Origin of the sequence: Thiomicrorhabdus marina (assembly GCF_017571465.1) — a bacterium.
Lineage (GTDB): Bacteria > Pseudomonadota > Gammaproteobacteria > Thiomicrospirales > Thiomicrospiraceae > Thiomicrorhabdus > Thiomicrorhabdus marina.
Genome location: NZ_JAGETV010000023.1, coordinates 1 through 25,466, shown reverse-complemented (window position 1 = coordinate 25,466; position 25,466 = coordinate 1). Strand labels below are relative to the sequence as shown.

Sequence of the window (25,466 nt, the reverse complement as noted above, 5' to 3'; positions counted from 1 at the left end):
CCCGCGGCTTTCCAGCATCCAAACTTGGAATCGAAAATTACTTAGCGTTAACCGCTTGGTATTTTTCCATTAGTTCAACCGGCTTTTTCTTTTTATTGTCTTTGTTTAGCACAAACACCAAAGTTTCGCCGTTCGCACCGGCACCGATTTGCGTATACATATAAGATGGCTCACCTACTTGGCGAACAGCATCTAAATCAGCTTTCTTGTTAAACACATAGATACGACCATGCTTTCTTAGTTCAGCGTAGAAATTACCTTCTACTTCTGATTTACCGTCCCACAACAATGCTGCCGGCGTATTGTCACCTTTCTTCTTATCTGCTTTCGCTAGACCGAATACCAAAGTTTCACCCTTTGGACCACCGCCGATACGAGTCAAACGATAAGCGGTTTCACCTACGCTTAGGAATGACTGGTAAGTCGCATAGTCGTAGAAGCTGTAGTAGCGACCATCATGAATTACATCAAAAATTTCCGTGGTTTTAACAATCACAGGCTCTGCAACTTCTGGTGCTGCTTCAGCAACCGGCTCTGCTACTGCCATTTGTACGACTGGATTAAGTGTTTTGAACTTAGCGATTAGCGCATCCGGACGTTTTTTCTTATTGCTCTTGTTTAGCACATAAACAACCGTTTCACCTTTCGGACCACCACCAATTTCGGTAAACATGTAAGAAGGTTCGCCCACTTGGCGCACCGCATCCATATCTGCCTTATTGTTGAATACATAGATTCGGCCGTGCTTACGAATCTCACCGTAGAAATCTTTACTCGCTTCTACCTTGCCATCCCAAAGCATTGCCGCAGGCGTTTTAGCACCTTTCTTCTTATCTGCTTTCGCTAGACCAAATACTAGGGTTTCACCCTTTGGACCACCACCGATACGCGTCAAACGGTAAGCGGTTTCACCCACATCCAAGAAGGACTGATAAGTCGCGAAATCATAAAACTGGTACATACGACCATCGTGGTCTACTTCAAAGATCTGCTTGATGGCTTTCTTGCTACCAACAATCACTTCTTTGCTATCCGGATCGACTACCGTGATGTCATTGCTCTTAATCACTTTTTTAGAATCTGGATCAACAACCTGACAACCAGATAGAACAGCGGCAGCAAGTGCCGAACCTAGAACCACTTTCGAAAATTGCATCGTTAAAACCTCATAGCTAATGCGCATAAAAAAATATGCCGCAATCCTAGCGAGCTGTTGTAACAGCTTGATAACGAAAAGATGACAATTTCATTAAGGCGTAAAAAAAGCCCATCGAGAAAATTTTCCGGACGGGCTTTCTTTGTTGAGGTTGACTCAGTGACTAATGCTTGTAGGCTTTGTGCGAAAGGAACAGTGCCAAGGCCACTAGCATAATTGCCAAGGCGTAATAAAGAAGCTCTAAAGGACCGGTCGGCTTCAAGAAAATCGCTTGTTCGAAAAACATAACCACCAAAATCATCAGAATCACTTTAGCAAGTTTGTCTTTCAAATCATCCAACGAATTGATAATCAGAATTTTGCTGGTGCCATTGCCCTGTGCCACATCAATCTTGGAGATAAACAGTTCATACAAACCGAGCGAGAAGATCAACATAATCGCTCCCAACAAAAAACCATCTACCGACGCGACCACGTGTGCCACCGTCTGCGCCTTCATTTCCATACGCCCGGCATCATCTAATTCATGATAATGAGTCAAGTGGGCAATGGTGTAGAAGACATCAATCGAGGTGGTGTAAAAAATCGCAAACGCAGTCAATAAACTAGCGACCACTGCCACCATCACCACAAAACGGCTATTCCACAGAGTAAACTCGACGGAACGCTCAATCACCCCTCGATGCTTAGGCATACAGACCATTTCTTCTGAGGCTTGTGCTTGAGCATCTGCTTGATTTTGTTTTACTGACTCATCCATCTGCGTCTCCTACAATCAGTACGTTAATCGTCCGCTTTCAAGCTTTCGATGGTTAGATTATGGTTGGTATAAATACAAAGATCACCGGCGATGGTTAGAGATTTTTCAACTACATCGCGCGCGCTTAAATCGGTGTTCGCCATCAGTGCTGCCGCGGCTGAATAAGCATAGTTGCCGCCAGAACCAATGGCGATAAAGTCGTCTTGCGGCTCAATAACATCACCGGTACCGGAAATCAGCAACATATTATCTTGGTCGGCAACCAACATCATCGCTTCCAGCTTACGTAACGCACGGTCGGTTCGCCAGTCTTTCGCCATTTCCACCGCAGCTCGCATTAGCTGACCGTTATGCGTTTGCAGACGCGCTTCAAAACGCTCGAATAGCGTGAAAGCATCGGCGGTTGCGCCGGCAAACCCCGCCAGTACTTTACCGTTATACAGACGGCGAACCTTACGCGCATTGCCCTTCATTACGACATGACCTAAAGTCACCTGACCGTCACCGCCGATTACCATTTCGCCTTCGCGTTTAGCGCATAAAATCGTAGTACCTCTGAAGGACATCTGCTCTCCCTTTTCTGTATTTTGTTGTGTTGTTGTCATTATTATTTTTTGCGTCTTTACTGTAAAAACTGCGCCTATTCTAAAGGAAATTAGCAGAATAAACGAATCAAGCCATTGGCGGAGAATTTACGAGCGGCGTTTTTTCGCGCGCGGATGGGCTGAGTCATAAACCTTCGCCAGATGTTGCATATCAAGTTTGGTATAAATCTGCGTGGTCGACAGATTTTCATGTCCGAGCATCTCTTGCACGGCGCGCAAATCGCCACTGGATTCCAGAACATGCGTCGCGCAAGCATGCCGTAAACGGTGTGGCGACATCTTAGTCGGCAGACCGGCTTCATTAGCACGCTTATCGAGACGATTTTGAATGGAACGCACACTCAAGCGTTTGCCGAAACGATTGACAAATACCGCTTGTTCACCTTGAAGTGCATACTCGGAACGGATCTTCAGCCACGTATTTAAGGCTTGCAAAGATTTAGATCCAATCGGAGCCAAACGTTCTTTGGCTCCTTTACCCAAAACATGCACCCAACCACTGTTGATATTATCCAGCCCTGGGGACAGATCCAACCCTGCACATTCGCTGACACGTAAACCGGCAGAATACAACAACTCGAAAATCGCTTGGTCACGCACGTCTTGCCAAGTGTATTGCGGTTGATCGAGTAACTGCGCGGTCAAATCGACATCCAGACTTTTCGGTAATGGCTTCGGAAGTTTTGGCGCTTTTAGGCCGCTCGCCGGATTCAGCTGCAAAACTTTTCTTTCCAGTAGGAAATTAAAGAAGCCACGCAGACTGGAAAGCTTACGAGCAATCGAACGCGCGCTTAAGCCGTGCTGGTAGCGCACGCTCATGTACTCTTGAATCAATTCGGCATCAATCGACAACCAATTGACCTGACCTTTGCGAATTTTCGATGCATCCAGATGCAGAAGATATTCAGTGAAATCTTGCAGATCTGCCAGATAATTTTTGATGGTGTGGGCAGAACGATTTCTGGCGCGCATCGCATCCGCGAACTTTTGCAGTAATGCGTCCTCGATTGTCATCGTTAATCTGCCTTAGTAGCAGCGCGAGAAATTGAAACCACCTTTTCACTCTGCACGTCCTCTAACTTGCTGTTCGGCTGCGCTTCTGAATTAACTTGCTGCTCTCGCTGCGTTAGCTTCGGCTGATAGTCTTCTTCAAAAATACCCGCCAACTTGGCAGTCACCACTTGCGCAATCAGTTTTAAGAAAAAGTGGCCGAAATCGTTTTCATAACCCAAATCATAACGCCCTAACGCCAAAACACCCCATAAACGTTTCTCGCCTAGCGGCAACATGCAAGCCGAAGAGACTTGACCGTTATCGGCAAACAGCCCTTCACGCCAGTCTTTTTCTAAAGCACCGCAAAACGGTGTTTGCGGTTGTAGCAGAGTCTTAAGCATATTGCTCCAACGGTTCGACATACCAAGCTGTTGAATGCCTGCCACCGAACGTTTCGGCATTTCAAAAGAATACAGTTTGACGCAATCGACATCGAACAGTTTTTGTAGCTGTTTTTCAATCTGCTGCAACGCCTGCTCCTCATTCTGAGTCGCCATCAACGTCAGATTAAACTGCATCACCTTTTCAAATAGCGAACTGTTTTCGCCGGCAATATCCAACATATTGGTGAATTCGTTTTTCAATAAATCGCGCTGCTGACGAAACTGTTGTAACTGACGTTCCACAAGCGAGACCGAACCACCGTGCAGATGCGGCAACTGCAAATCATCCAAAAGATGTGGGTGACGCGCAAAAAAATCCGGGTTTTCCTGAAGGAACTCAACCACAACTTGCGCTTTATCGAGAATAGAATCCTTAGTCATCGGCAATGATTCCTTCAAATACCATCTCCGCAGGCCCGGTCATCCACACCACCGAATCCAGCTGGCCTTCCCACTGTACACGTAAGTCACCACCCGGCAGGGAAATCTGCACGTCATTACCAACCTTGCCCCAACGACTCAATACCACCATCGCCGCGCAAGCGCCGGTACCGCACGCCAAGGTTTCCGCCGCACCGCGTTCATAGACACGTAATTTCACATTTGCATTATCGATGACTTGTGCAAAGCCGACATTGACGCGTTCCGGAAACTGCGAATGCGATTCCAGAGCGGCACCAAGCTTTTCAACCGGCGCGGCAGCAATGTCAATTACCTGCATAACCGCGTGCGGGTTACCCATTGATACCGCACCGACTTGAACCTTTTGCCCGGCGGCTTCTAGCGTATATTTTTCTTGTTGCTTAGGTACGGTAAAAGGCAAACTCTCAGGAGCAAAATTCGGCACGCCCATATTGACCTTAATCCAGCCGTTATCCTGCACATATAAAACAATAATGCCGGAGGCAGTTTCTACCGTAATTTCGGTTTTATCGGTCAGCCCTTTGTCATACACAAACTTCGCAAAACAACGTGCGCCATTACCGCATTGTTGTACTTCCGAACCATCGGCATTAAAGATACGATATCGAAAATCGACACCTGCTTGTTGTGCCGATTCGACCACTAACAATTGGTCAAAGCCGATGCCGAAATTACGGTCCGCCCAACGCTGAACCTTTGCGGTTGTAAACTCAACTCGCTGGTTAATGGCGTCAATCACCATAAAGTCATTACCAAGACCGTGCATTTTGCTAAATTTCAGAGTGTTCATCGAATTTCGTTATCTTTATTAAATTTTTTGCGGTTAATTTTGCTGAATTTAGCAGACTCCGTGCCATCGCGCAAACCAACTTACCCTGAAAGCACTCTTGATTCCCCTTATAATGCTCCCATAAAAACCATTCAATAAAATAAAGATTGCAAGGATTTACACAGATGATGACGCCTAAAGAGATTGTTCACAGTCTAGATGCCCACATTGTTGGACAAGCGGATGCAAAACGCGCAGTGGCGATTGCGTTACGTAATCGCTGGCGTCGTAGTCAGTTATCGGATGAATTAAAGCCGGAAGTCACCCCTAAAAACATTCTTATGATTGGACCGACCGGGGTTGGTAAAACCGAAATCGCACGTCGTCTGGCAAAACTGACTAATGCCCCTTTCTTGAAAATCGAAGCGACCAAGTTCACCGAAGTCGGTTATGTCGGTCGCGATGTTGACTCCATTATCCGTGACCTTTCGGAAACCGCAGTAAAAATGCAGCGTGAATTGGCAATGCAGGATGTTCAACGCCAAGCGGAAGACAAAGCCGAAGAGCGTATTTTAGATATTCTATTGCCACCGGCACGCGGCCGCGAAGAAGACAGCTATAACAATATGGCTGACACACGTCAGAAATTCCGTAAACGACTGCGTGAAGGCGATTTGGACAATAAAGAGATTGAAGTTGATCTAAGCGCAATGCCGGCGCAAGTAGAAATCATGGGCGCTCCGGGTATGGAAGAGATGACCCAGCAGCTACAGGGTCTGTTTGAAGGTTTCGGTAAAGGCAAAAAAGAAAAACGCAAAATGCCAATTAAACAGGCGATGAAAGCACTGATTGACGAAGAAGCGGCCGGCCTGGTAAACGAAGAACAAATCAAGGCGCAAGCGATTGAGAATGTCGAAAACAACGGTATCGTCTTTATTGACGAAATCGACAAGGTCGCTAAAAACCAAGACAACTCCAGCGGTTCGGTGTCGCGCGAAGGCGTACAGCGTGACTTGCTTCCGCTTATCGAAGGTAGCTCGGTATCGACCAAATACGGCATGATTAAAACCGACCACATTCTGTTTATCGCTTCCGGAGCTTTCCACTTGGCGAAACCTTCTGATTTGATTCCAGAACTGCAAGGCCGTCTGCCGATTCGTGTTGAAATGAAATCCCTAAGCGTGGATGATTTCGTGCGTATCCTGACCGAGCCGAAAGCGGCGCTGACTACACAAGCAAAAGCGCTATTGGCAACCGAAGGCGTGGAACTAGAATTCGTCGAAAGCGGCATTCAGCGTTTGGCGGAAATTGCCTTCCAAGTCAATGAAAATACCGAAAACATCGGGGCACGTCGCCTCCACACCGTTTTGGAACGTCTGTTGGAAGATATCTCTTTTGAAGCATCCGATATGCGCGGCGCACGTATCGAAATCAATGCGGCGATGGTTGAAGAGCGTCTAGGTGAATTGTCGGTTGACCAAGACCTGTCGCAATACATTTTGTAGGAGCTGTCTGTGCCACATCCGACCGAAATCAAACTGCATCAAAAATCGCGTAAACTGGAAATCACTTTCGATAGCGACGAGACCTTTGAGCTGAGTTGCGAATATTTGCGCGTCTATTCGCAATCGGCCGAAGTCACCGGCCATGCTCCGGGACAAGAAACCTTGCAAGTCGGCAAGCAGAATGTCAATATCGAAGCCATTACCCCGGTTGGCAACTACGCGGTCAAACTGCATTTTGATGACGGCCACGACACAGGGCTTTATACTTGGGAACGGCTGTACGATTTGGGTAAAAACCAGAAAAAATACTGGATGGACTACCTTCGTAAACTGATGCGCGAAGGTCATTCGCATCCGGAACTGGATGCTTTAAAATCCGGTCAAACTCATTAGGCAAACGAGGACACTATGAGCAACAACAAATCCACCATCGACTTTGGTTTCAGCGAAGTACCGCTGGATGAAAAGGTAAAACGCGTTAAAGGCGTGTTTGACTCGGTTGCCGGCAATTACGACATTATGAACGACGTCATGTCGATGGGCGTACACCGTATCTGGAAGCGTCAAACCATCGATTTAAGTGGCGTCCGTCCGGGGCATAAAGTGCTGGATTTGGCCGGCGGAACCGGTGATTTGACCAAAGCGTTCGCCAAGCGTGTCGGTAAAACCGGTCAAGTGGTACTGGCGGATATCAACGAAAGCATGGTGCGCGTTGGGCGCGACCGCCTGATTAACGAAGGCATCAGCGGCAATGTCGATTACAGCATCACTAATGCCGAAGCTTTGGCTTTCCCGGACAACACTTTTGATTTGTGTACCATCGCTTTCGGCCTGCGTAATGTCACTAATAAAGATAAAGCGTTGGAAGAACTGTATCGCGTGTTGAAACCGGGCGGCCAATTGATGATTCTGGAATTTTCTAAAGTCACCAATCCGGCTTTTGCCAAGTTGTATGATTTCTACTCGTTCAATATCCTGCCGAAAATGGGCAAAGTGATTGCCGATGACGAAGCCAGTTATCAATATCTAGCGGAATCGATTCGGATGCATCCTGACCAAGAAACCTTGAAACAGATGATGCTGAATGCCGGTTTCGACAAGGCGGAATACATCAATATGACCCAAGGTATTGTTGCTCTACACCGCGGCTGGAAATACTAACCGGAGTCTCTATGTCTGCTGATTTCTCTCGTGTTTCAATCGTCTTGGCGCAAGCCTTAGAAGCGGCTTTAAACCAGGCAATGCATCTTGACCTGGAAGAGGGCCAAGCGCTAAAAGCCTTACCTACCTCGGTCATCGCATTGCAAATTGACCCGCTAAAAACGCCTTTTTATTGTCTATTGAATGAGCAGCAAATCAGCGTGCAAAGCCATCTTAATGGTTCTGCCGATGCGAGCATTCAAGGAGGAATCAGCGATTGGTTAGCACTTGGACAAGACCATCCGAATGTAGACGTTTTCGAGTTTTCCGGTGATACCGACTTGGCGCAACGTTTTCTAAAAGCCCTTGCGGCCATTGAAATCGATTGGGAAGAACATCTCGCCAGCCTAACAGGAGATTTAATCGCCTTTAAAATCGGCCATGGCGTACGTTCTTATCTTGGCCTAAAACGTCGTCAGCGCGACTATATCGAGCAGACTATCAAAGAATATCTGCAATTCGAAATCGAAGCCGTACCGACTAAATCGCAAGTGCAGCATTTCAATCAAGACGTGCAGGAACTCAGCCAACAGCTTGACGCGCTGGAAGCCCGCATCAATCAACTTAACTAACGACACACTCCTTTATGAAAGCCATCCGACAACTTCGCCGCCTTATCAAAATCAACCGTGTTCTCAGCCATTATGAAATCGACAAAATGGTACTTGGCGGTTCTAAATTCGCATGGCTGGTATGGTTCAACGCCATTTTGCCGTGGAACTGGAAAAAACGTTCACAACTAAGTCGCGCCGAGCGCATTCGTCTGGCACTGGAAGAATTAGGGCCGATTTTCATTAAGCTTGGGCAAGCGCTTTCAACGCGAAAGGATTTATTACCGTACGACATCGCCATTGAGTTAGCGAAATTGCAAGACGACTGCCCACCGTTCGATGAACAACACTCTCTGGAATTGATTGAAGCCGCGCTCGGAAAACCGGTCGGTGAAGCCTTTGCCGAATTTGATCCTATGCCGATGGCATCGGCATCGATTGCACAAGTGCATGCGGCAAAATTACCAGACGGTCAAGAAGTGGTGGTTAAGGTGGTTCGCCCGGATATCAAACCGGTTATCGAACAAGACGTGGCAATTATGTTTATGTTGGCAAGCCTATTTGAAAAGGCCGTTAAAATCGCCAAACGCTTGCATCCGGTCGAAGTCGTTGCCGAATTCGAAAAAACCATTCTCGACGAATTGGACATGATTCGTGAAGCCTCGAATGCCGCCCAGTTGAAACGCAATTTCGATGGCTCGGACTTATTGTATGTACCGGAAATCTACTGGTCACACACGGCTGAGAACGTCATGACTATGGAACGCATCTACGGCATCCGTATCTCGGAAACCGAAAAGCTGATTGAAGCCGGTGTCGATTTAAAAGACCTGTCCGCCAAAGGCGTGATTATCTTCTTCACGCAGGTTTTCAAACACAACTTCTTCCATGCCGATATGCACCCGGGGAATATCTTTGTCTTGCCGGACGGCCGTTATGCGGCCATTGACTTCGGGATTATGGGAACCCTGACACCGGAAGACCAACGTTATCTGGCGGAGAACTTCTTGGCGTTCTTTAACCGCGATTACCTGCGTGTTTCGGAACTGCATATCGAATCGGAATGGGTGCCGCGTGATACCCGTGTTAATGAACTGGAATCCGCGATTCGGTCGGTCTGTGAGCCGATTTGGGATCGCCCTCTTAAAGAGATCTCTTTCGGCTTGGTGCTAATGCGCCTATTTCAAACCGCGCGTCGTTTCGGCATGGAAATCCAACCGCAGTTGGTGCTGTTACAAAAAACCTTATTGAATATCGAAGGTCTAGGTCGCCAATTAGATGACGAACTGGATTTATGGGATACCGCCAAACCCTTCTTAGAAGACTGGATGCAGGAACGCGTCGGTCCGAAAGGTTTAGTGAAAAACATCAAATCCAACCTACCTTTCTGGATTGAACAAGCACCAACCCTACCGGGCTTATTGCACAGCGCTCTGGATAAAATGGCGCATAACGGTGTTGGCATGCAGTCCGAACAGTTAGAGCGCATCGAAAAAGAGCTGGCACAACAGAATCGTCACAACCGTAATCGCACCATTGCTGTCGCTTTGGCTGTCGCACCTTTCCTCGCACACAGCCTAGGCTTTGAAGTGGAAGAAGCATTTGTCATTGCCATTTGGGCACTGGCCGCTTGGTTTGTGGTAAAAAAATAAAACAAATTTTCAAAAGCGGGCAAGCTAAACGGAGATTGTTACATGTTAAAAAAACTGGCGCTTGGCGCTTTATTAACCGCACCGCTTTTATTGATTGGTTGTTCATCCAATCCTGTCGGAATGGACGATGAACAATGGAAAAAGCTTAGCCCGCAGGCTCAAGAAGAGTTACTGATAAAACAGCAACAGATTAATGCCGAACGTGACCTCATCCAGCAAGATGCTGACAACCGCGCCCGTGAGCTGCGTCTGCAAGCCGAGTTGGAAGAACAGAAACGCCTACAACGCCTATATAAAAACCCGATGCAGGGCAATGTGGTGCGTATCAATCTTCTGGAAGGCTCTAAAAAAGGTGTCAAGAATTCTTGGAAAATTCTACCTGAGAGTTTTTCAATTGCACGCTCGGAAACACAACGCGTAGAGCTACAATTTCGAGATCAGCAAACAGGTCGCATTGAAATTCTGCCAGCTTATCTTCACTATCGCGAGGAAGGGACCGGAGTAGAATTACATCTATATCGCCGTGACAGCAGTGATCAAATTCGTTTTATCAGCGACGGCCAATGGGACTGTGGCAGTGACTATAGCCAACAAATCATCTTGAACAAACAAGATAAAATTCACCTAAAAGTCTATATAGAAGAACTTGGTGCAAAACCGATGTATTGCAAACTGCGCAAACGAAAACAATATAGATAATTGCGCCGGTAACTTAGTTGAGGAGAACAATTATGCAATGGCCGACAACCTTATCCCCTTTTAAAACCTTTATTGCCGGTTTGGCGCTTGGCTTAAGTAGTCTGAGCGTCAATGTTCAAGCCGATGCCGGCGATGTTTTACCTCTAGCGGTTGATTTGCAAAAAGCCGGTGAAATCGCTGCCAAAAACAATGTACCTGTCGTCATTTTCGCAACCGCGACTTGGTGTAACTACTGCAAAAAGTTAGAACAGAATATCCTTTATCCGCTGTTGCAAACCACTGACTTGGAGGACTATGGTCACTTCAGCCAACTGGTTTTGGATAAATCGCATTGGATGATGAAAAATTTCGATGGTACAGAAATCGAAATGAAAACCTTAGGCCCGAAAATGGGCGTTATCGTAGCACCGACAACCCTAATTTTCGACAGCAAAGGCAATCAAATCGCTGACCCGATTATCGGCCTGACTTTGGAAGAATTCTATCCTGGCAATCTGGAAAAAGCGCTAAACCAAGCACTAAAAAACCTTGGTAATGATAAACGCGTCGATATCTACAAAATGGTTGAAGAGAGCAAAGTCGATTATCAACCGCAGTAATATTCTCGTCTACACATAAAAAGGGTTGGCAATCTAATGACTGCCAACCCTTTTTTATTGGAAAAAATCAGACCTCTAGCGCGGCTTAAAACGCGGCTCGCTCATAATCGGTGCAACTAAATCGACATCGCGGTCTTTATCCAATTCTTCAATCATATCGTCGTACGAGGTAATCGGTTTAACGTCGATAATTGCCGTATTCGGTTTCGGCAAACGCGTCACCATCTTAAAGCCGTAGCGCTTAATCACTTCCTCAAGATGCTCAGGACGATAGGTTTTTAGAATAAAAGTGCCGGTTAGCACCGCGTTCATACCGGTCATCTTATTCAATAACACCGGCATAAACTGAAACTGTTTGTCTTCAATGGTCTTTATCTGCGGGCCGCAGGTTTGCCGCTCAAACCACGAAATTGGTGTGTAATAGATATACCAACCGCCGTGGCGCTCTAATAACTCCAGATTCAATTCGCTCGGCATATCCTGCGGTGCGGTCATACTGGCAATACGTTGCAGTTTTGCTTCATAGACTTTGCTACCAGCCATCTGCGTCACCAACTGACACGGCAATAGATAGGCTTGCGCCGAACTGGCGAATAATAGCGAACTGGTGGCTGCAGCTTGAATAAAGCCTTTAAAAAACAATTTCATTACTGCTCCTCATGTCCGTAAAAAGTCAGTGACCAATCGACTAATTCACCTTCACCGGCCAAATCAGTTTGCGAATCAACATCCTGAATTTTCAATTTCCAATCACCGTTTAGGGTTTCGCCGTAAAAAGCGTGAGTAATCATCGGGTAATCAGTCACATCGGTATTTTTAGCAAAGCCGGTAAACGGCGTCATCACTAAGCTTTCGGTACCATTTGGAGAAACCAGGGTGATCACATAATCACTAAAATCAAAACCATCCGCTCCTAGCTGCTCAGACATCGAAACCTTTAAGCTGACACTTTCCAGTACCAGGTTAACACCTCGGTTAACCGTCATGGTTTCGGTAATCCCAGCAGCATTATTATCAGGAATATTACCGCTATCAGTCACATTGCCAGTTTGCTCAATCGTCTGCATAGCGGAGAGTGAATTATAATTATCCGTTGCCATATTCACCGCAGCCTGCGCATCAACCGCGCCAAAACCGTAATAGTTGGAGAAGCGATAACCGGCGTTATTTTCAATCCATCCCTGTTCGATTTTGATTGCGCTATTGGCAAGGTATTTAGCAGTCAGTCCAACATCAATTTGACGCGCTGTTGTTGCTAAGATGTGTTTGATATCACGCCATGTTAATTGCGGATTCGCCTCTAATATCAAACTAATAACGCCGCTGACAATAGGCGTCGCAGCAGAAGTTCCGCCAAAATAACTGAAGTAGTTACAGTTTGCATCTTCGTCGGCAATCAAAGTATCGGTTCGAATACCATTCTGTGTTTCCCGGCTATAACCTTGGTCGCAACCGGACTGGTCAATTGTGACAATACCAACGCCGGGAGCACTAATCCAAAGCGCTGAGCCGGTGTTGGAAAAACTGGCTTTTTTCTCGCTATCATCATAGGCTGCAACAGGGATTAGGTAGGGCGTTGTTTGGTCTCGTTCAAAATTAACATTAAAACAGGTCACACCGTTGTCACTCGCTTCGACACATTCATAAGTACCTGTATTACCATCAATATCAGCAAACTCATTGCCGGCTGCCTTGATATACAAAGCCCCTTTTCCATCACGAAGGTTTTCAGTACCGATTTGCAAACCATCAATGAACTGTGAATAGTAATTAAACAGATTACTATCCAGTGAAGGATCATAAGTAACAGCAAAACCATAACTTAGGTTAAATACATCAACATCAGAGGCCACTAAATCAGGATAATTATTGGATGGATCGTAGCCAATTGCCGCCAGTTGGTCGCTAATCGAAATTGAAGTGCCACCTTCCGAATTAAGTAATTTAAAAGCTCGTAATTCGGCACTTGGCGCAATTCCGACACCGCCAAGAGTATTACCGCCACGCGCCGCCACAATTCCTGAGACGCCAGTTCCGTGATCACCTAAAGAGGTATCTGGAGTCGGCTGATTACTGTCATCAAAAAAATTGTAGGAAGCACCAACAGTAGCATTTTCCGTTATATCTTCGTGCCCGAGTTCCAAACCGGTATCAATCACCGCCACGCGAACGGTATCGCCGGTAATCAAATTGCCGTTACCATCACGAACATAGTCGCCATTACTGACTGCTTTGATACTTTGCAAATACCATTGATAGCCGATTAATGGATCATCAAAACTGGAAATTTCGACATCCGGTAAAATGGTTGGAACAGGCGCAGGCGTTGCTTCACTTCCTCCCCCACCGCCGCAAGCAGTTAGGGCAAGGCTAAAAGATAAAACCATTGAAGTAATAAGAAGCTTGTTCATAGGTAAGAATTTCTGTTATTGAGCAAACAGTCTTTTCATTAAATACTCCACTGAGCAGTTAATGTAAATTCAACTGCCCGTTAATTTTGGTTATTGCAGCGTTATCACCTTGAGCACGCATTAAACTTGCCCAATTTGGCAAGGCTTCGGCACTTTCTGCCTGCACTTCAATCTCGCCATCATACTGCAGGGCAATAAGTTGTCTTGTGTCGGAAAATACCGGTTGTAAAGTGATGCTGCCTTGCAGCTTCCAGTTCTCTTGCGCCTGTATTTTCAGGACAATATTCTGTTGCTGTTGCGAAAGCTGTAGTTGAATCGCCGGAAAGGTTTCACCCATAAATTGCAAACCAACCAATTGCGCCGAACCAGTGAGAGCGGCTAACCACTGCTGTGTTTGATCCCAATCGACCTGCAAATTCAACTGCTGCAACTTACCTTCGATGCCATTTAGCCAGCGGCCATATTCGCGGTTTAGTTGCCAGAATGCTTTTAAATCCGCACTACTCAACGCCGAATCACGAACGCTGATTACCAGTAACTGATTAAGAATCGAGTAACTACCTTCGATTTGCAAGCGACTGTCGGTAGAGCGCACTGAAGAGTGCATCGTCGGCTGTAATAACAACCAATTCAACAAATCATTACGCCAGTAAACTCTGCCTAGCGGACTGTTTCCTTGCTTGCTCTGTAGTGCTACATTCGTGCTACCACTACCTAAACCACCTTGCCACTCAGTAAACAATAAAGGCGAAACCGATTTTTTATCAATCCATTTATCAGCAATAAAAGCGATCTGCAAATGACTCAATAGCGAAATCAGCAACACCAATAATGCGCTGACGAATAGTAACAAATATTGGCGGGGTTTCTTGATTTGCATAGGCATTCAGCTATAAGAGTAAAGTTATCTCAAGAGTAATGAGAATGTCAGTCGACAACAAAGTCGATTTGCGCGCTGGAGTAGCCTTTTTTGCCGTCATCGCTAATAGGCGAAATCTGCACTTTATCACTGACTACACCTTGCTGTTCTAGGGTCGCAAGCCACTGGAAAAGACGTGCCGAGGCAACTTCTTTAAAGACCACTTTGACACCCTTGTTGGTTAAATCAATTTTACTGATCTGTTTATGCAAGTTCATCTGCCGCAAAGTTGCCTGCACCTTGCTCATCAATTGATTACGGTCAGTCACTTGGCTGGCCAATTGTTTGCCATCCTGTTTTTGCCAAGCGGGAATCTGTTGATTCAGCCACTGCCATTGATTCTGTGCGGCAACATATTGCTGCTGCGCCTGCTGCTGTGCGTTCTGCATCGGTAGCCAGAAAATCGCATATAACAACACCCAAATCAGAAAAATCGCCATGCTGGCCAGCATCATCTTTTCACGCTGTGCCAACGGTTGCCAGAATTGATTAAAACGCTGTTTTACCGGTTCCAGCAGTTGTTCAATTTGTGCCCACATTGATAACTCCTAAAGCCGCTTCTGGGGTGACATTTTTAATCGTCAGTTTGCCGTTAATAGCATCGAGCTGTTGCCCTAACTGTTGCAGTTGTCGACTCTGTGGCGCACTAACGCGTAACTGCAATTGCGCTGCCGATTGGTTCCAACGAACTTCCTCAACTTGTACTGCCGAATTTTTCGCCAACAGCGGTTCCAATTGATAGACCAACGGTATCAACTGCAACCCTTCTGAAGAAGAAGCGTTTTTCAGACGGCTTAAGGTCTGCGCCTTTAAATTCACCACACGTTTGACGTCCGGGAACATATTGCGAAACAGCTGTTCGCTCTGAGTGTTATAAGCCTGTGTATCTTGTTTGATTTGCTCAGTTTGCAAGTAACTTGAAACCAATAGCGTCGCCATCAACATGCCCGCAGCCAAATTCGGCCATAACCATAGCTTGCCGAAATTCGCCTCTTTATGTGCCGAGAATTTGCCCTGCGCAAGATTCAAAGCACCCAGTTCACGCCACTGTACCGCGTCATATGCCGCTTTATTCCATTGCGCTTGCAACCATGAAATTTCTGTCGTGTTACCCACACCTTTCGTAATTTGCAAAGTTACCGGAAGCGCCGCGCCTGCATAAGCGCCAGTGCGGCAAAGTTGCAGGTCATCGTCAGTATTCATCGCCAAGCAGAAAGCGCCATCTTCTGTGTGTGGCAAGGCAAAACAATCGGCAACCAATAGTAGAGGCTCAAGTTTGTGTTCTTGCAGTGACACTTTCCAAGTTTGCATCAAACTATCGGCGACCACTGCGACTTGCAAAATCGAACCGGTATTCATACTCTGCTTATGTAGAATCGCGAAATGATAGTTTTCCACTGGCTGAGTTAATTGTTCTTCCATCGCATACGGCAAGGCGGCATCAATTTCAGCACGGCGTTTTGCCGGCAAGGCAATATCGGTCAACACCAACTGTTCGGTCGGTACCCAGACCACACCGGATGCCAATAACTGCGCTTGGCTAATATGCCCCTGCTCTAATAACTTAGCAACAGGTTCTGATTGCAATTGACCATCTGCGGTTTGCGTTTGCCAATACAACTCGCCATCACGCTGAAAGCGTAATGCGGATTGCGCTGTAATCGGGTTAGGATTCAGGGACACTTAACCACCTTTGTAGTAACTTCACTTGATTTTGGCCATCACGATAAAACAGTGCGGACACCTGCTGTTGCACCAAGCCAAAATCGACTCGTCCATTTAAAATAAAAAACTCACTATGCACGCTAATCAGCGTATCCGGCAGTGCCTTAGCAACTTCTTCTTGGGTCAAGCCACTGGCCTGCACCATAAAGTCATGAAAATTCTGCAAACTTTCTGCCGGCGTCACTAAACGTTCGTTGATCCAAGCCTGAGCAATATCGACCGTCACCCAATCGCTTAAAGCCTGAATAACCGCTTGCGGTGCGGTATTGATATTAATCTGCACTACTTTCGGTAGCGCACTCAAATTCGTTAGTAACAGCTGGCGTTGCTGATAATTCAACTCATTTACACCGGCCAAATTGAGCACTTCTTGAGTACTGACCATCGGCAAGTTAGCTGCACTATAAGCCGGCTGATTCAATAAATACTGGTCGCTCTCGGCACCGCTCAAACGCGGCTCGGAATCTTGGTCAACCCAGTCGCCAATTAAATCCGCCAAAGGCACATTAAATCCCTGTTGCTGAGCATAACGATCAAACACGGCAGACCACATTTTCGCCGAACTGGTTTCGCCTTCTTGTTCCTGTTCTGGCAACGGCAAAAGCAGGTTATTAACATTCAAATTGGCCTGCGCATCGAGCAAAATACCGCTGATCTCCCCCTCTTCAAACGGAATCGGCGGCAAGGGTTGCGCCCAAACTTCATTCAGATGATCGACTTTATTGTTTTCACCATCCAGTTTTAAGCCCTGCTTAACCCAAGATTCCAGCCCCCAGGCAACACTCATCGCCTGCGCCTGATGCAACATATAACCGCTACGCTGAATCTGCGCATTCTGCTGCCCAAGCAACTGGCCGCTGATAATCGCCACCAAAGCCGCGACCAGTAAAACCGTAATCAACGCAAAGCCGCGCTGTTTAGTTACCATCGATCAACTCCTGCAAAGTCTCTGTCGACTGTGGCACTTGAGTCGTATCTGACGTTGTTGCTTCGGAATCTGCGCCGGTTTCCGTTGTCGTGTCGGTTTGCTCTACTTTATAAGGTTCGAAATCCAACCAGTCGACACCGGCAAACAAGCGTTTCACTTCGCCTTGCTGTGCTGTCAGCGCGACTTCCACGGCTTTTGGCAGACGGTTATTAACTGACGCCACTGGCTGATTAACCGGCGGCCAAGTCTCTTGCCATTGGCCGTTTTCATCCAAGAAACGGACCGCAAACTGCTCAACATCCTCTAACAAAACTCGGCGGCTTGGCTGAGAATCCGGCGCGTGATCCAACACAGGCCACTGTAGACGAATCAGTTGTCGGTCTTCCAGAAGGTACGCAATGCGAATCACCCCATAACGACCGGACATCGCTAAAGGGCTATCTGCCACACTAAACCGGCTAAACTCCAGCGGAATATCAATCCGGTAATTCAACGCCGGTAAAGTACCGCCTAAACCATCATTCACCGCACGCGGTGCTAGCTGGGTTAAGTCTTGTTCAAGCCACCACCAAGCACTTTGTAGCTGTCGCAAATCCTGCTGATGTTGTTGCAGGCTTTGATTGGTGCGCACACTACTATCAATGCTTTGATACGCCAACAAACTAATGACTGCGGCAATACTCATCGCAATCAACAATTCGATCAAGGTAAAACCCTGTTGCTTTTGCCTTACCTTAGATACCATCGGCACCCACCACGCTGACCAAACGACTGCTCGTTTTATCCTGCACTTCGCGATTTACAATCTGGCGGACTTCAATACTGAGTTTCTTAAATTCCGGCAACTGCGTCGGCTCGATTTTCTGCGATACCTGCCACTCACGTCCCAACATTTCAATTTGCTGGCGGTCACTGTTCTGTTGGCCGCTAATCTGTTGCTGAAGCAAAGCATTCTGCGCAACCCAAGTCGCGACCACCTTCTCTTCCAACAGCGCCTGATTGTGGGTGGTCATGCCCATGGTTCGGCTTAGGGCTGCCAAGGAGATGGCCGCAATTACCAGCGCAATCAGCACTTCAATCAAGGTAAATCCGGCTTGTTTACGCATCGGCAGTCCTTAATCAATATCCGTCAAGAGTTCAAAATCAAGCCACTGATTCCACTGCAAAACCGTAATTGGCGCATCATAACCGCTATTTTTCGCTTGCCATGAAATCTGTCCTAGCTGCACTTCACCGTTCGGCAACAGCAGCCATCCACTTAACGCGACCTGTTTCGACTCACCGACATTCAATAACATCTGCGGCTGATTTAAGGGTAACTGCCACTCCACATCCAAATGTTCCGGCCACGGCAGAGACTGCAATTGTTCGCTGGCTTGCCAAACACCTTGCAGCCATTGATAGGCTTGCAAGCCTTTATCATCAACGGCCACAAGAAAAGCACGCTGCCGCCAAGTGGCTTGGTCTTGCGCTTGCTTAAACAAGCTTTCAATTTTGACCGCCTGTTCACGAGTTTGCGCAGAGTCGCTATTATTCAAACTGAGCATACCGGCCGACAAAATCACGCCGATAATCAACAGCACGACCATTAATTCAATCAGCGTAAAGCCGCGCTGCTGTTTCATAAACCAAAAACCTGAAAGACGGTTATTTCTGCTGCCAGTTACCAATGGTTGCATTGACGTCTTCGCCGCCATCCATACCGTCTGCACCCAAGGTATATAGGTCAAACTCGCCATGTTCCCCCGGCATTAAATATAGATAAGGGTTTCCCCAAGGATCAATCGGCAAGGTATCCAGCAATTTCTTCCAGTTTTTTGGCTGCGGATCATCGCTTGGCTGGGTGACTAGCGCTTCCAAACCTTGGTCGGTGGTCGGATAGTTATAGTTATCCAGTTTATACAGCTGTAAAGCCGAACCGATGGCCGCAATATCCTGCTTCGCTTTAACAATGCGCGCTTCATCCGGGCGATCCATCAGTTTTGGCACCACAAAACCGGCCAACACCGCCAAGATAACCACGACCACCATTAATTCAATCAAAGTAAAACCTTGCTGACGTTTTCTTGCTTTTAGCATTTTTAATACTCTCTTTTAAGACTTAACCAACCATTTGGTTCATTTCAAAAATCGGTAACATGATAGCCAACACAATGGTCAAAACCACGGCGCCCATCACCATAATCAAAATCGGTTCAATCAAACTGACTAAAGTCGAAGCGGCATTTTCCACTTCGTTTTCATAATGCTGAGCACCGCGCAGTAACATCGAATGCAACTGCCCTTTACCTTCACCGGTGCCGACCAAATTCAATAATAACGGCGGAAACACTTTCGACTGTTTCATTGCAAAATGCACACTTTTACCTTGGCGTACCAGTTCAACCATTTCTAATACCGACTTCTTCAAAGGATCGATGGTCATCACTTCGGCGGAAATCGTCATTGCATCACGAACCGTCACCCCCGAAGCCAATAACACGCCGAAGGTACGCGCCCAGCGAGCAGCCGCCGAATACAATAAAAACTTACGTGCCCCCGGCAGTCGTAGCCAAAGACTATGAATTTTAAAACGGCTTTTCTCGCGCGACAGTAACCAACGATACAGTAACCAAAGTCCGCCAACCGTCAATAACATTGCCAACCAATGCGCTTGTACAAAATCGCTGGCGCTCAATAAACCTTGTGTTAACGGCGGTAGCGTCTGTTGCATATTATCAAACACGCTAACCACTTTCGGCACCACATAAACCATTAAAAAGAAGACAATCGCAATCGCCACCACAACCATCAAAATCGGGTAGATCATCGCTGTCTTCAGTTTTTTATTCATCTGCTCGCGCTGCTCAATGGTATCCGCCAAACGCGACATCACTTCGGTCAGGTGACCGCTATGCTCGCCAGCTTGAATAATCGCAATATAGTCGGCTGGAATCCGGTACGGTGCTTTCTGCAACGCTTGCGTCAGCGAATAACCTTCGCTGACTTTGGAATGCAAGCTACGAATAAAACGCATCGCGGTTTTCTTTTCCGCCTGCTCGGTCAACGCCTTTAAAGCATTATTCAAAGGCGTTCCGGCTTCCAACAGCGTATGCAGTTCACGGGTAAACAGCGCCAATTCCTCAGTCGCCAGCTTGGCTTGTAACCAACCGCCGGAAGACTTGGCCGGTTTAGACGCTTTGACTTCCTGCAAAGCAATCGGGGTCAGACCTTGATCACGCAATTGTTGACGAGCCAAGCGTTCCGAATCGCTTTCCAGCATGCCTTTTTGGTTTTTGCCCTGTTGCGTCAGCGCTTTGTATTCAAATACAGCCATGGATATTTCCGCTAGTTTTGCGTCACGCGCAAGACTTCATCCAAACTGGTCTTGCCATCCAAAACCGCTTGGAAACCGCTCTGATTTAACGACGGTGCCGACTGTCTTAGATAAGCATCGATATCCGCTTCCGATTGGTGCGAATGAATCATTGAACGCACTTTTTCGTCAACTAACAGCAGCTCATATAATCCCATACGACCTGAATAACCGGTATGCTGACATTCCTCACACCCTTTGGCGTTATAGATCGTTGCAGTCTGCACGCCAAGCAGATTGCACTCCGCCTCATCGGCGTGGTGCGCTTGCTTACAATGCGGACAGAGTTTACGCACCAGACGTTGCGCCAATACGCCATTCAAGCTGGATGCCAATAAAAATGCTTCGGTACCCATATCGCGCAAACGAGTAATCGCGCCGACCGCGGTATTGGTGTGTAACGTCGATAACACTAAGTGGCCGGTTAGAGATGCCTGAACCGCAATCTGTGCGGTTTCCGGATCACGAATCTCACCAATCATCACCACATCTGGATCTTGACGTAACAAAGCGCGTAAACCGCGAGCAAAGGTCAAATCGGCTTTACTGTTAACTTGTGTCTGGTTAATACCGTCAATGTTATATTCGACCGGATCTTCAATGGTCATGATATTGCGCTGTGTGTCGTTCAAACGCATCAAACCGGCATACAGAGTGGTTGTTTTACCGGAACCGGTCGGCCCGGTAACTAAGAAAATACCGTGCGCCTTCGATAAGGCCTTAGCAACACCCGCTTCCATTTCCGCCGGCATCCCCAAATCTTTCAAAGTCAGGCGTTCAGCACCTTTATCAAGCAGACGCAATACCACACGCTCACCAAAACTAGACGGCAAGGTCGATACACGCAAGTCCACTGCACGGCCGCCTAGCTTCAAGGCAATCCGGCCGTCTTGCGGAATACGTTTTTCGGCAATGTCGAGACGCGCCATAACCTTAATACGCGACACCAGCATCGAAGCTAAAGCCGGTTTAGGGCTTAGTACGGTTTTCAAAACGCCGTCGACTCGGAAACGTACCCGTAGTTGGTTTTCATAAGGTTCAATATGCACATCGGAAGCCTCGGCGCGAATCGCTTCGGTCAGCACCGCATTCAACAGTTTGATAATCGGCGCATCATCGGCGCTATCAAGCAAATCTTCCGGCTCACCGATTTCCGCGACCACCGACGCCAAATCATCGGTTTCAATTGCGTGCGCAACATCCAGAGAATTACTGCCGCTGTCGGCATAAGCAACCTGCACTTTCTGCGCGAGTTGTTCGGCAGAAATCTGTTGCCACTCAATCTGCTGTTGCGGATTCAGGATAAACAGTTGCGCCTGCACGTCTTGAATAGCAGCTACAGGCGTTTCTTCTGTGAAAAATGCCTGCAAGCCGTTATCAAATTCCAGAACTAATTGGTTCTTGCGCGCAAAGCTAAAAGGCAGATTAAAAGTCATAGAAGTCATCGTAACTATCATTAACCCAAGAAGCACTCTCTTCTACTTTTTCAGCTTTCGGTGTTTCTTCGATTACTTTCTCTGCCGATTTTTCATCTTGCGGCTTAGCAAGCGGAGCTGAAGCTGGAGGCGTTGGCTGCGGTTTATTTTCACGCCACTGCTCATACTCCGGCAATTTCGGACGTAATCCCGGCTTAATCCAAGATTTTTGCGGTAAATCTAAAATGCGTTGTTGCTCGTCATAAATCATGCTGTATTTCTGACGGCTATAAAAATCGCTCTTAGCATTGTCGCGCACAATAACCGGACGCAGGAAAACCATTAAATTGGTCTTTTGACGACTGCTATCGGTTGAACGGAACAGACCGCCAATTCCCGGAAGATCACCAAGCCCTGGAACTTTCGAATCCACTTGGGTTTCTTTTTCGTCAATCAAACCGCCAAGCACGACGACATTTCCGTCACCAACAATCACGCGGGTTTTGATTTGGCGCTTGGTGGTCTGAATATCGACCGCTTCACCCTTTGGAATGACGTCGGAAACTTCTTGATCGATTTCCAGATAAATCTCGTCCCCTTCGTTAATCTGCGGTTTAACTTTCAAGCTTAAACCAACATTTTTACGTTCAATGGTACTGAACGGATTGGTCACACTGGTTGTGGTTGAAGTATAGCTACCGGTTTGGAAAGGCACTTCACGCCCGACCAGAATTTCCGCTTCTTCATTATCCAGCGTTAACAACGAAGGCGTTGCCAGAATATTAGATGCAGAATCACTGTTAAGCGCTTTAATAAACGCTGCCCAACCGGTATTTGAATCGCTACTGTAGTTACCAGCAGCGAAGTTCATTCCTGTCCCCAATGCCGTTGACGCTGCTGCAGCGCCACCACTGATTAATGCAGGAAGCGTACCGCTAAAGTTAATCAATCCGGCACCTTGTTCACCAAGTACGCCCCACTCAACACCCAAATTAGCGGCACGGTCTTCGGAGACTTCGACAAAAATTGCTTCAATCAAAACCTGAGCACGGCGAATATCCAACTGCCTTATGACCTCTTTCAGAGCAGTAACAATTTGCGTCGGCGCACTAATTATTAAAGCATTCATGCGTTCGTCGGCTTCAATGCTAACCTGTTCTTTCAACTGCTTACTGTCATTAAGCATCAAGTTATTTGCGGCATTACTGATCGGCTCGTTTGCCTCTTTCGTCGCTTTCGTTTCGGCAGCTATCGCAGGCTCAGGAGCAGTTGATGTAGAACTGGATTCGGTAATATTGGATTTTGCTAAGGATTGATTAGTAGCGATTTTCTGCAACACAGGAACCAAATCTTCCGCTTTGGCATAACGTAGATAAATAACTTGTACACGTCCGTCGGAAGCCGTCGGCACATCCAGCTCGGCCAATAAAGCACGCATCATCATGCGTTTCTGTTCATCGCCGGTCAGGATAATGCGATTAGAGCGTTCATCAAAACTGATGGTGACATTGGTACCGCCCTGGTTTTTCGGAATCAACCCTTTCAGGGTTTTCGCTAAATCGCCGGCTGGTGCATGCTCAATTTGAATCACCTCAAACTGGCCGTAATTATTGATATCGACTTTGCGTAAAACGTCTTTGATGCGGCGAATATTGGCAACCGTATCGGTAATAATCAAACGATTGCTTTCCGCCAGACCGACCAGATGCCCTTCACGCGCCACCAATGGCCGCAGAATCGCCACCAGCTTAGTCGCTTCAACATTATTGACATTCAGAACTTCGGTCACCCAATCTTCCGGCGTCTCGCGATAATTGCGGTACGGCAGTTGGTCTTTGGCCATATTGGCCGGGACGATTTTAGTAACGCCGTCGGCATCCACCGCGACATAACCGTGTACGCTTAATACCGACAATAAAGTTTCATACAGCGCGTCCGGTTTCATGCCTTCCGGCGCAATCAAGGTAACTCGGCCTTTTACCCGCGGATCAATCACGAAATTATGGCCGGACAGTTTGGCAACCGCTTCAATCACCGTGCTGATTTCGACATTCTGGAAATTACCGAAACTCTGTTCGGAAATCTCTTCCGGTGCCGCCTGCACCTGTGAAATCGGTGTCACACCGAAAAACAGTGCGCCGCCGAGCATAACGCCAAGCACCGCTCGCTGTAGGTTTGATTGTGATTTAAGCCCTAAAAACTGTCTCATGCATTATGCCTTTTCGCTCATATGCTAATTTGTGTGTCCGTCGCCGTTACAGCGAAACGGATAAACTCTGGATCTGCCCGCGACGTTCGATCTGCAAGCTAAATTGGGTTTTCTGCATTAACTGTTGCAGCTGCTGTGGATTTTCGTTCATTTCACTGATTGCCGTTCCATCCACCGATAAAATCTTATCGCCGCTTTTAAAGCCGAGACTTTCAAACAGCGCGCGTTCCTTACGCGGCCAAACCTGTAACGCATAAACTTTTCCGTCACGAGTCAGATTACGGAAACGCACATAGCGGTTCATTGCCAACGGCGTTTTACGAACATCGCTACGGATCTTATCGAGTTTGGCTTTATCATCTTCGGATATGGCTTGCACCGCCGGTTTTGACTGCGACTTGGAAACCGGTAACTCGCTCTCTTTTAAAGAAAGTTTCTCTAATTTACCGCGGTTATCCAAAACCACAAAACTCGGTTCGATATTTTCAATTGAAATGTCAGGACGTAGCTCCTCGCCGACGCGCAACACAAACGTTTTACGATTTTCTTCAATCACCGCCACCGAATCTTCCGGGGTATACAGAATACCGGTCAAAAGAACATTCAGTTTCGTGTCTTGTAACGCGTCTAACGACTCTTTGAGCGGAATTTCTTCCTGCTTCTCTGCATCAGAAGAGGCTTGCGGCTCACCCAAAATAAAGGACGGTTTAGCCGGCTGTAAACTGCCAAAAGAGGAATTAGCCTGTTCTTTCTGCAAGGCAGGTTGAATAATGTCAAGCGGGGGCTGGAGGAGTTGATTAATCACTTTTCCAACGATCCAAACGATAGCAAGCAACAACAATACGGTTAGCGTTTTGGCAATCAGTGGAAAAATGTTCTTATTGGTTAACGAAATACTCAAATTCACCCCAGAGGATACAGTAAAGCAATGACTTTCTATTTTAATAACAAAAGATGAATTGTAACTTAAAGCATTACCTTTTTCGTCACAATAGCGCGACGACTAAATGAAGATTCCATTAAATTTATCAACCGCACCGTCCTCAAGTTTCTTTAAGGAAACACAGAATAAGTCCCCATTGACTTCAGCGAGGAGTTTGAAGAGATAAATTCTAGGCAGCGTTTGATAAGCATAGCCTTAGCTATGGT

27 protein-coding genes are annotated in these 25,466 nt (G+C 46.9%); 7 read left to right on the top strand and 20 right to left on the bottom strand.

The features are described from left to right. Positions 1-37: 37 nt before the first annotated feature. From J3998_RS10600 to dapF, 6 genes are all read right to left on the bottom strand, one after another. Positions 38-1,156, bottom strand: coding sequence for a hypothetical protein (locus J3998_RS10600; protein WP_208150635.1), 1,119 nt, complete (start codon positions 1,154-1,156; stop codon positions 38-40). A 163-nt stretch (positions 1,157-1,319) separates the two neighbouring features. After that, on the bottom strand, positions 1,320-1,916 hold the full coding sequence (locus J3998_RS10595) for a YqhA family protein (RefSeq protein WP_243750715.1): 597 nt from the start codon (positions 1,914-1,916) through the stop codon (positions 1,320-1,322). Between the two features lie 23 nt (positions 1,917-1,939). Next, on the bottom strand, positions 1,940-2,482 hold the full coding sequence (gene hslV, locus J3998_RS10590; RefSeq protein ID WP_208150634.1) for an ATP-dependent protease subunit HslV: 543 nt from the start codon (positions 2,480-2,482) through the stop codon (positions 1,940-1,942). Positions 2,483-2,608: 126 nt separating this feature from the next. Continuing rightward, positions 2,609-3,535: a tyrosine recombinase XerC gene (locus J3998_RS10585; protein ID WP_208150633.1), complete on the bottom strand. Its 927-nt coding sequence runs from the start codon at positions 3,533-3,535 to the stop codon at positions 2,609-2,611. 2 nt (positions 3,536-3,537) lie between these two features. Then, a complete protein-coding gene (locus J3998_RS10580) occupies positions 3,538-4,338 on the bottom strand; it encodes a DUF484 family protein (RefSeq protein WP_208150632.1) in 801 nt (266 codons plus the stop codon). Continuing rightward, on the bottom strand, positions 4,331-5,170 hold the full coding sequence (gene dapF / locus J3998_RS10575) for a diaminopimelate epimerase (protein WP_341829265.1): 840 nt from the start codon (positions 5,168-5,170) through the stop codon (positions 4,331-4,333). Before dapF ends, J3998_RS10580 begins: the two co-directional genes overlap by 8 nt. A 164-nt stretch (positions 5,171-5,334) precedes the next feature. Here dapF and hslU point away from each other — a divergent pair, with 164 nt between their 5' ends. From hslU to J3998_RS10540, 7 genes are read left to right on the top strand one after another with little or no spacing between them, the layout of a single operon-like run. Next, positions 5,335-6,654 (top strand): ATP-dependent protease ATPase subunit HslU, encoded by a 1,320-nt coding sequence (hslU, locus tag J3998_RS10570; protein ID WP_208150631.1) that lies wholly within the window; start codon positions 5,335-5,337, stop codon positions 6,652-6,654. Positions 6,655-6,657: 3 nt separating this feature from the next. Then, positions 6,658-7,047, top strand: coding sequence for a gamma-butyrobetaine hydroxylase family protein (locus J3998_RS10565; protein ID WP_208150646.1), 390 nt, complete (start codon positions 6,658-6,660; stop codon positions 7,045-7,047). Between the two features lie 15 nt (positions 7,048-7,062). Beyond that, complete coding sequence (gene ubiE, locus J3998_RS10560) at positions 7,063-7,815, top strand: bifunctional demethylmenaquinone methyltransferase/2-methoxy-6-polyprenyl-1,4-benzoquinol methylase UbiE (protein ID WP_208150630.1); 753 nt, start codon at positions 7,063-7,065, stop codon at positions 7,813-7,815. An 11-nt stretch (positions 7,816-7,826) separates the two neighbouring features. Next, positions 7,827-8,426, top strand: a complete 600-nt coding sequence (locus J3998_RS10555) for a ubiquinone biosynthesis accessory factor UbiJ (RefSeq protein WP_208150629.1) — start codon at positions 7,827-7,829, stop codon at positions 8,424-8,426. A 14-nt stretch (positions 8,427-8,440) separates the two neighbouring features. Next, on the top strand, positions 8,441-10,057 hold the full coding sequence (gene ubiB, locus J3998_RS10550) for a ubiquinone biosynthesis regulatory protein kinase UbiB (RefSeq protein WP_208150628.1): 1,617 nt from the start codon (positions 8,441-8,443) through the stop codon (positions 10,055-10,057). A gap of 42 nt (positions 10,058-10,099) precedes the next feature. Next, complete coding sequence (locus J3998_RS10545) at positions 10,100-10,756, top strand: hypothetical protein (RefSeq protein WP_208150627.1); 657 nt, start codon at positions 10,100-10,102, stop codon at positions 10,754-10,756. A gap of 32 nt (positions 10,757-10,788) precedes the next feature. Beyond that, on the top strand, positions 10,789-11,355 hold the full coding sequence (locus J3998_RS10540) for a thioredoxin family protein (protein WP_208150626.1): 567 nt from the start codon (positions 10,789-10,791) through the stop codon (positions 11,353-11,355). Between the two features lie 75 nt (positions 11,356-11,430). On the opposite strand, the gene J3998_RS10535 is transcribed toward J3998_RS10540, so the two are convergent. The 14 genes from J3998_RS10535 to gspC are packed head-to-tail and all read right to left on the bottom strand — an operon-like array spanning position 11,431 to position 25,218. Continuing rightward, positions 11,431-12,003: a S8 family serine peptidase gene (locus J3998_RS10535; RefSeq protein ID WP_208150625.1), complete on the bottom strand. Its 573-nt coding sequence runs from the start codon at positions 12,001-12,003 to the stop codon at positions 11,431-11,433. Next, on the bottom strand, positions 12,003-13,766 hold the full coding sequence (locus J3998_RS10530; protein ID WP_208150624.1) for a S8 family serine peptidase: 1,764 nt from the start codon (positions 13,764-13,766) through the stop codon (positions 12,003-12,005). The genes J3998_RS10535 and J3998_RS10530 overlap by 1 nt, the downstream gene beginning before the upstream one ends. A gap of 58 nt (positions 13,767-13,824) precedes the next feature. Then, positions 13,825-14,646: a hypothetical protein gene (locus J3998_RS10525; protein ID WP_208150623.1), complete on the bottom strand. Its 822-nt coding sequence runs from the start codon at positions 14,644-14,646 to the stop codon at positions 13,825-13,827. A gap of 47 nt (positions 14,647-14,693) precedes the next feature. Next, a complete protein-coding gene (gspM, locus tag J3998_RS10520; protein WP_208150622.1) occupies positions 14,694-15,224 on the bottom strand; it encodes a type II secretion system protein GspM in 531 nt (176 codons plus the stop codon). Then, positions 15,208-16,368, bottom strand: a complete 1,161-nt coding sequence (gspL, locus tag J3998_RS10515) for a type II secretion system protein GspL (protein ID WP_208150621.1) — start codon at positions 16,366-16,368, stop codon at positions 15,208-15,210. Before gspL ends, gspM begins: the two co-directional genes overlap by 17 nt. Beyond that, positions 16,352-17,338: a type II secretion system minor pseudopilin GspK gene (gspK, locus tag J3998_RS10510; protein ID WP_208150620.1), complete on the bottom strand. Its 987-nt coding sequence runs from the start codon at positions 17,336-17,338 to the stop codon at positions 16,352-16,354. Before gspK ends, gspL begins: the two co-directional genes overlap by 17 nt. Then, the gene (gene gspJ, locus J3998_RS10505) at positions 17,328-18,083 is read right to left on the bottom strand and encodes a type II secretion system minor pseudopilin GspJ (protein WP_208150619.1); all 756 of its coding nucleotides are present in this window, start codon (positions 18,081-18,083) and stop codon (positions 17,328-17,330) included. Before gspJ ends, gspK begins: the two co-directional genes overlap by 11 nt. Continuing rightward, positions 18,073-18,444, bottom strand: a complete 372-nt coding sequence (gspI, locus tag J3998_RS10500) for a type II secretion system minor pseudopilin GspI (RefSeq protein WP_208150618.1) — start codon at positions 18,442-18,444, stop codon at positions 18,073-18,075. Before gspI ends, gspJ begins: the two co-directional genes overlap by 11 nt. A gap of 9 nt (positions 18,445-18,453) precedes the next feature. Continuing rightward, positions 18,454-18,963 carry a prepilin-type N-terminal cleavage/methylation domain-containing protein gene (locus J3998_RS10495; protein ID WP_208150617.1) on the bottom strand — a complete coding sequence of 170 codons (510 nt, stop codon included), beginning with the start codon at positions 18,961-18,963 and terminating at the stop codon, positions 18,454-18,456. 22 nt (positions 18,964-18,985) lie between these two features. Then, positions 18,986-19,417, bottom strand: coding sequence for a type II secretion system major pseudopilin GspG (gspG, locus tag J3998_RS10490; RefSeq protein ID WP_208150616.1), 432 nt, complete (start codon positions 19,415-19,417; stop codon positions 18,986-18,988). Positions 19,418-19,439: 22 nt separating this feature from the next. Beyond that, positions 19,440-20,654, bottom strand: coding sequence for a type II secretion system inner membrane protein GspF (gene gspF / locus J3998_RS10485; RefSeq protein WP_208150615.1), 1,215 nt, complete (start codon positions 20,652-20,654; stop codon positions 19,440-19,442). An 11-nt stretch (positions 20,655-20,665) separates the two neighbouring features. Further along, positions 20,666-22,138 carry a type II secretion system ATPase GspE gene (gene gspE, locus J3998_RS10480; RefSeq protein WP_243750712.1) on the bottom strand — a complete coding sequence of 491 codons (1,473 nt, stop codon included), beginning with the start codon at positions 22,136-22,138 and terminating at the stop codon, positions 20,666-20,668. Beyond that, positions 22,119-24,317, bottom strand: coding sequence for a type II secretion system secretin GspD (gene gspD / locus J3998_RS10475; protein ID WP_243750711.1), 2,199 nt, complete (start codon positions 24,315-24,317; stop codon positions 22,119-22,121). Before gspD ends, gspE begins: the two co-directional genes overlap by 20 nt. Positions 24,318-24,363: 46 nt before the next feature. Next, positions 24,364-25,218 (bottom strand): type II secretion system protein GspC, encoded by an 855-nt coding sequence (gene gspC / locus J3998_RS10470; protein ID WP_208150614.1) that lies wholly within the window; start codon positions 25,216-25,218, stop codon positions 24,364-24,366. Between the last annotated feature and the right edge of the window lie 248 nt (positions 25,219-25,466).

Bases quoted from the DNA above. Each gene is read 5' to 3' on its own strand.
- J3998_RS10600 (WP_208150635.1), bottom strand. From the start codon at position 1,156: ATGCAATTTTCGAAAGTGGTTCTAGGTTCGGCACTTGCTGCCGCTGTT.
- J3998_RS10595 (WP_243750715.1), bottom strand. From the start codon at position 1,916: ATGGATGAGTCAGTAAAACAAAATCAAGCAGATGCTCAAGCACAAGCC.
- hslV (WP_208150634.1), bottom strand. From the start codon at position 2,482: ATGTCCTTCAGAGGTACTACGATTTTATGCGCTAAACGCGAAGGCGAA.
- J3998_RS10585 (WP_208150633.1), bottom strand. From the start codon at position 3,535: ATGACAATCGAGGACGCATTACTGCAAAAGTTCGCGGATGCGATGCGC.
- J3998_RS10580 (WP_208150632.1), bottom strand. From the start codon at position 4,338: ATGACTAAGGATTCTATTCTCGATAAAGCGCAAGTTGTGGTTGAGTTC.
- dapF (WP_341829265.1), bottom strand. From the start codon at position 5,170: ATGAACACTCTGAAATTTAGCAAAATGCACGGTCTTGGTAATGACTTT.
- hslU (WP_208150631.1), top strand. From the start codon at position 5,335: ATGATGACGCCTAAAGAGATTGTTCACAGTCTAGATGCCCACATTGTT.
- ubiE (WP_208150630.1), top strand. From the start codon at position 7,063: ATGAGCAACAACAAATCCACCATCGACTTTGGTTTCAGCGAAGTACCG.
- J3998_RS10555 (WP_208150629.1), top strand. From the start codon at position 7,827: ATGTCTGCTGATTTCTCTCGTGTTTCAATCGTCTTGGCGCAAGCCTTA.
- ubiB (WP_208150628.1), top strand. From the start codon at position 8,441: ATGAAAGCCATCCGACAACTTCGCCGCCTTATCAAAATCAACCGTGTT.
- J3998_RS10545 (WP_208150627.1), top strand. From the start codon at position 10,100: ATGTTAAAAAAACTGGCGCTTGGCGCTTTATTAACCGCACCGCTTTTA.
- J3998_RS10540 (WP_208150626.1), top strand. From the start codon at position 10,789: ATGCAATGGCCGACAACCTTATCCCCTTTTAAAACCTTTATTGCCGGT.
- J3998_RS10535 (WP_208150625.1), bottom strand. From the start codon at position 12,003: ATGAAATTGTTTTTTAAAGGCTTTATTCAAGCTGCAGCCACCAGTTCG.
- J3998_RS10530 (WP_208150624.1), bottom strand. From the start codon at position 13,766: ATGAACAAGCTTCTTATTACTTCAATGGTTTTATCTTTTAGCCTTGCC.
- J3998_RS10525 (WP_208150623.1), bottom strand. From the start codon at position 14,646: ATGCAAATCAAGAAACCCCGCCAATATTTGTTACTATTCGTCAGCGCA.
- gspM (WP_208150622.1), bottom strand. From the start codon at position 15,224: ATGTGGGCACAAATTGAACAACTGCTGGAACCGGTAAAACAGCGTTTT.
- gspK (WP_208150620.1), bottom strand. From the start codon at position 17,338: ATGGTAACTAAACAGCGCGGCTTTGCGTTGATTACGGTTTTACTGGTC.
- gspJ (WP_208150619.1), bottom strand. From the start codon at position 18,083: ATGGTATCTAAGGTAAGGCAAAAGCAACAGGGTTTTACCTTGATCGAA.
- gspI (WP_208150618.1), bottom strand. From the start codon at position 18,444: ATGCGTAAACAAGCCGGATTTACCTTGATTGAAGTGCTGATTGCGCTG.
- J3998_RS10495 (WP_208150617.1), bottom strand. From the start codon at position 18,963: ATGAAACAGCAGCGCGGCTTTACGCTGATTGAATTAATGGTCGTGCTG.
- gspG (WP_208150616.1), bottom strand. From the start codon at position 19,417: ATGCTAAAAGCAAGAAAACGTCAGCAAGGTTTTACTTTGATTGAATTA.
- gspF (WP_208150615.1), bottom strand. From the start codon at position 20,654: ATGGCTGTATTTGAATACAAAGCGCTGACGCAACAGGGCAAAAACCAA.
- gspE (WP_243750712.1), bottom strand. From the start codon at position 22,138: ATGACTTCTATGACTTTTAATCTGCCTTTTAGCTTTGCGCGCAAGAAC.
- gspD (WP_243750711.1), bottom strand. From the start codon at position 24,317: ATGAGACAGTTTTTAGGGCTTAAATCACAATCAAACCTACAGCGAGCG.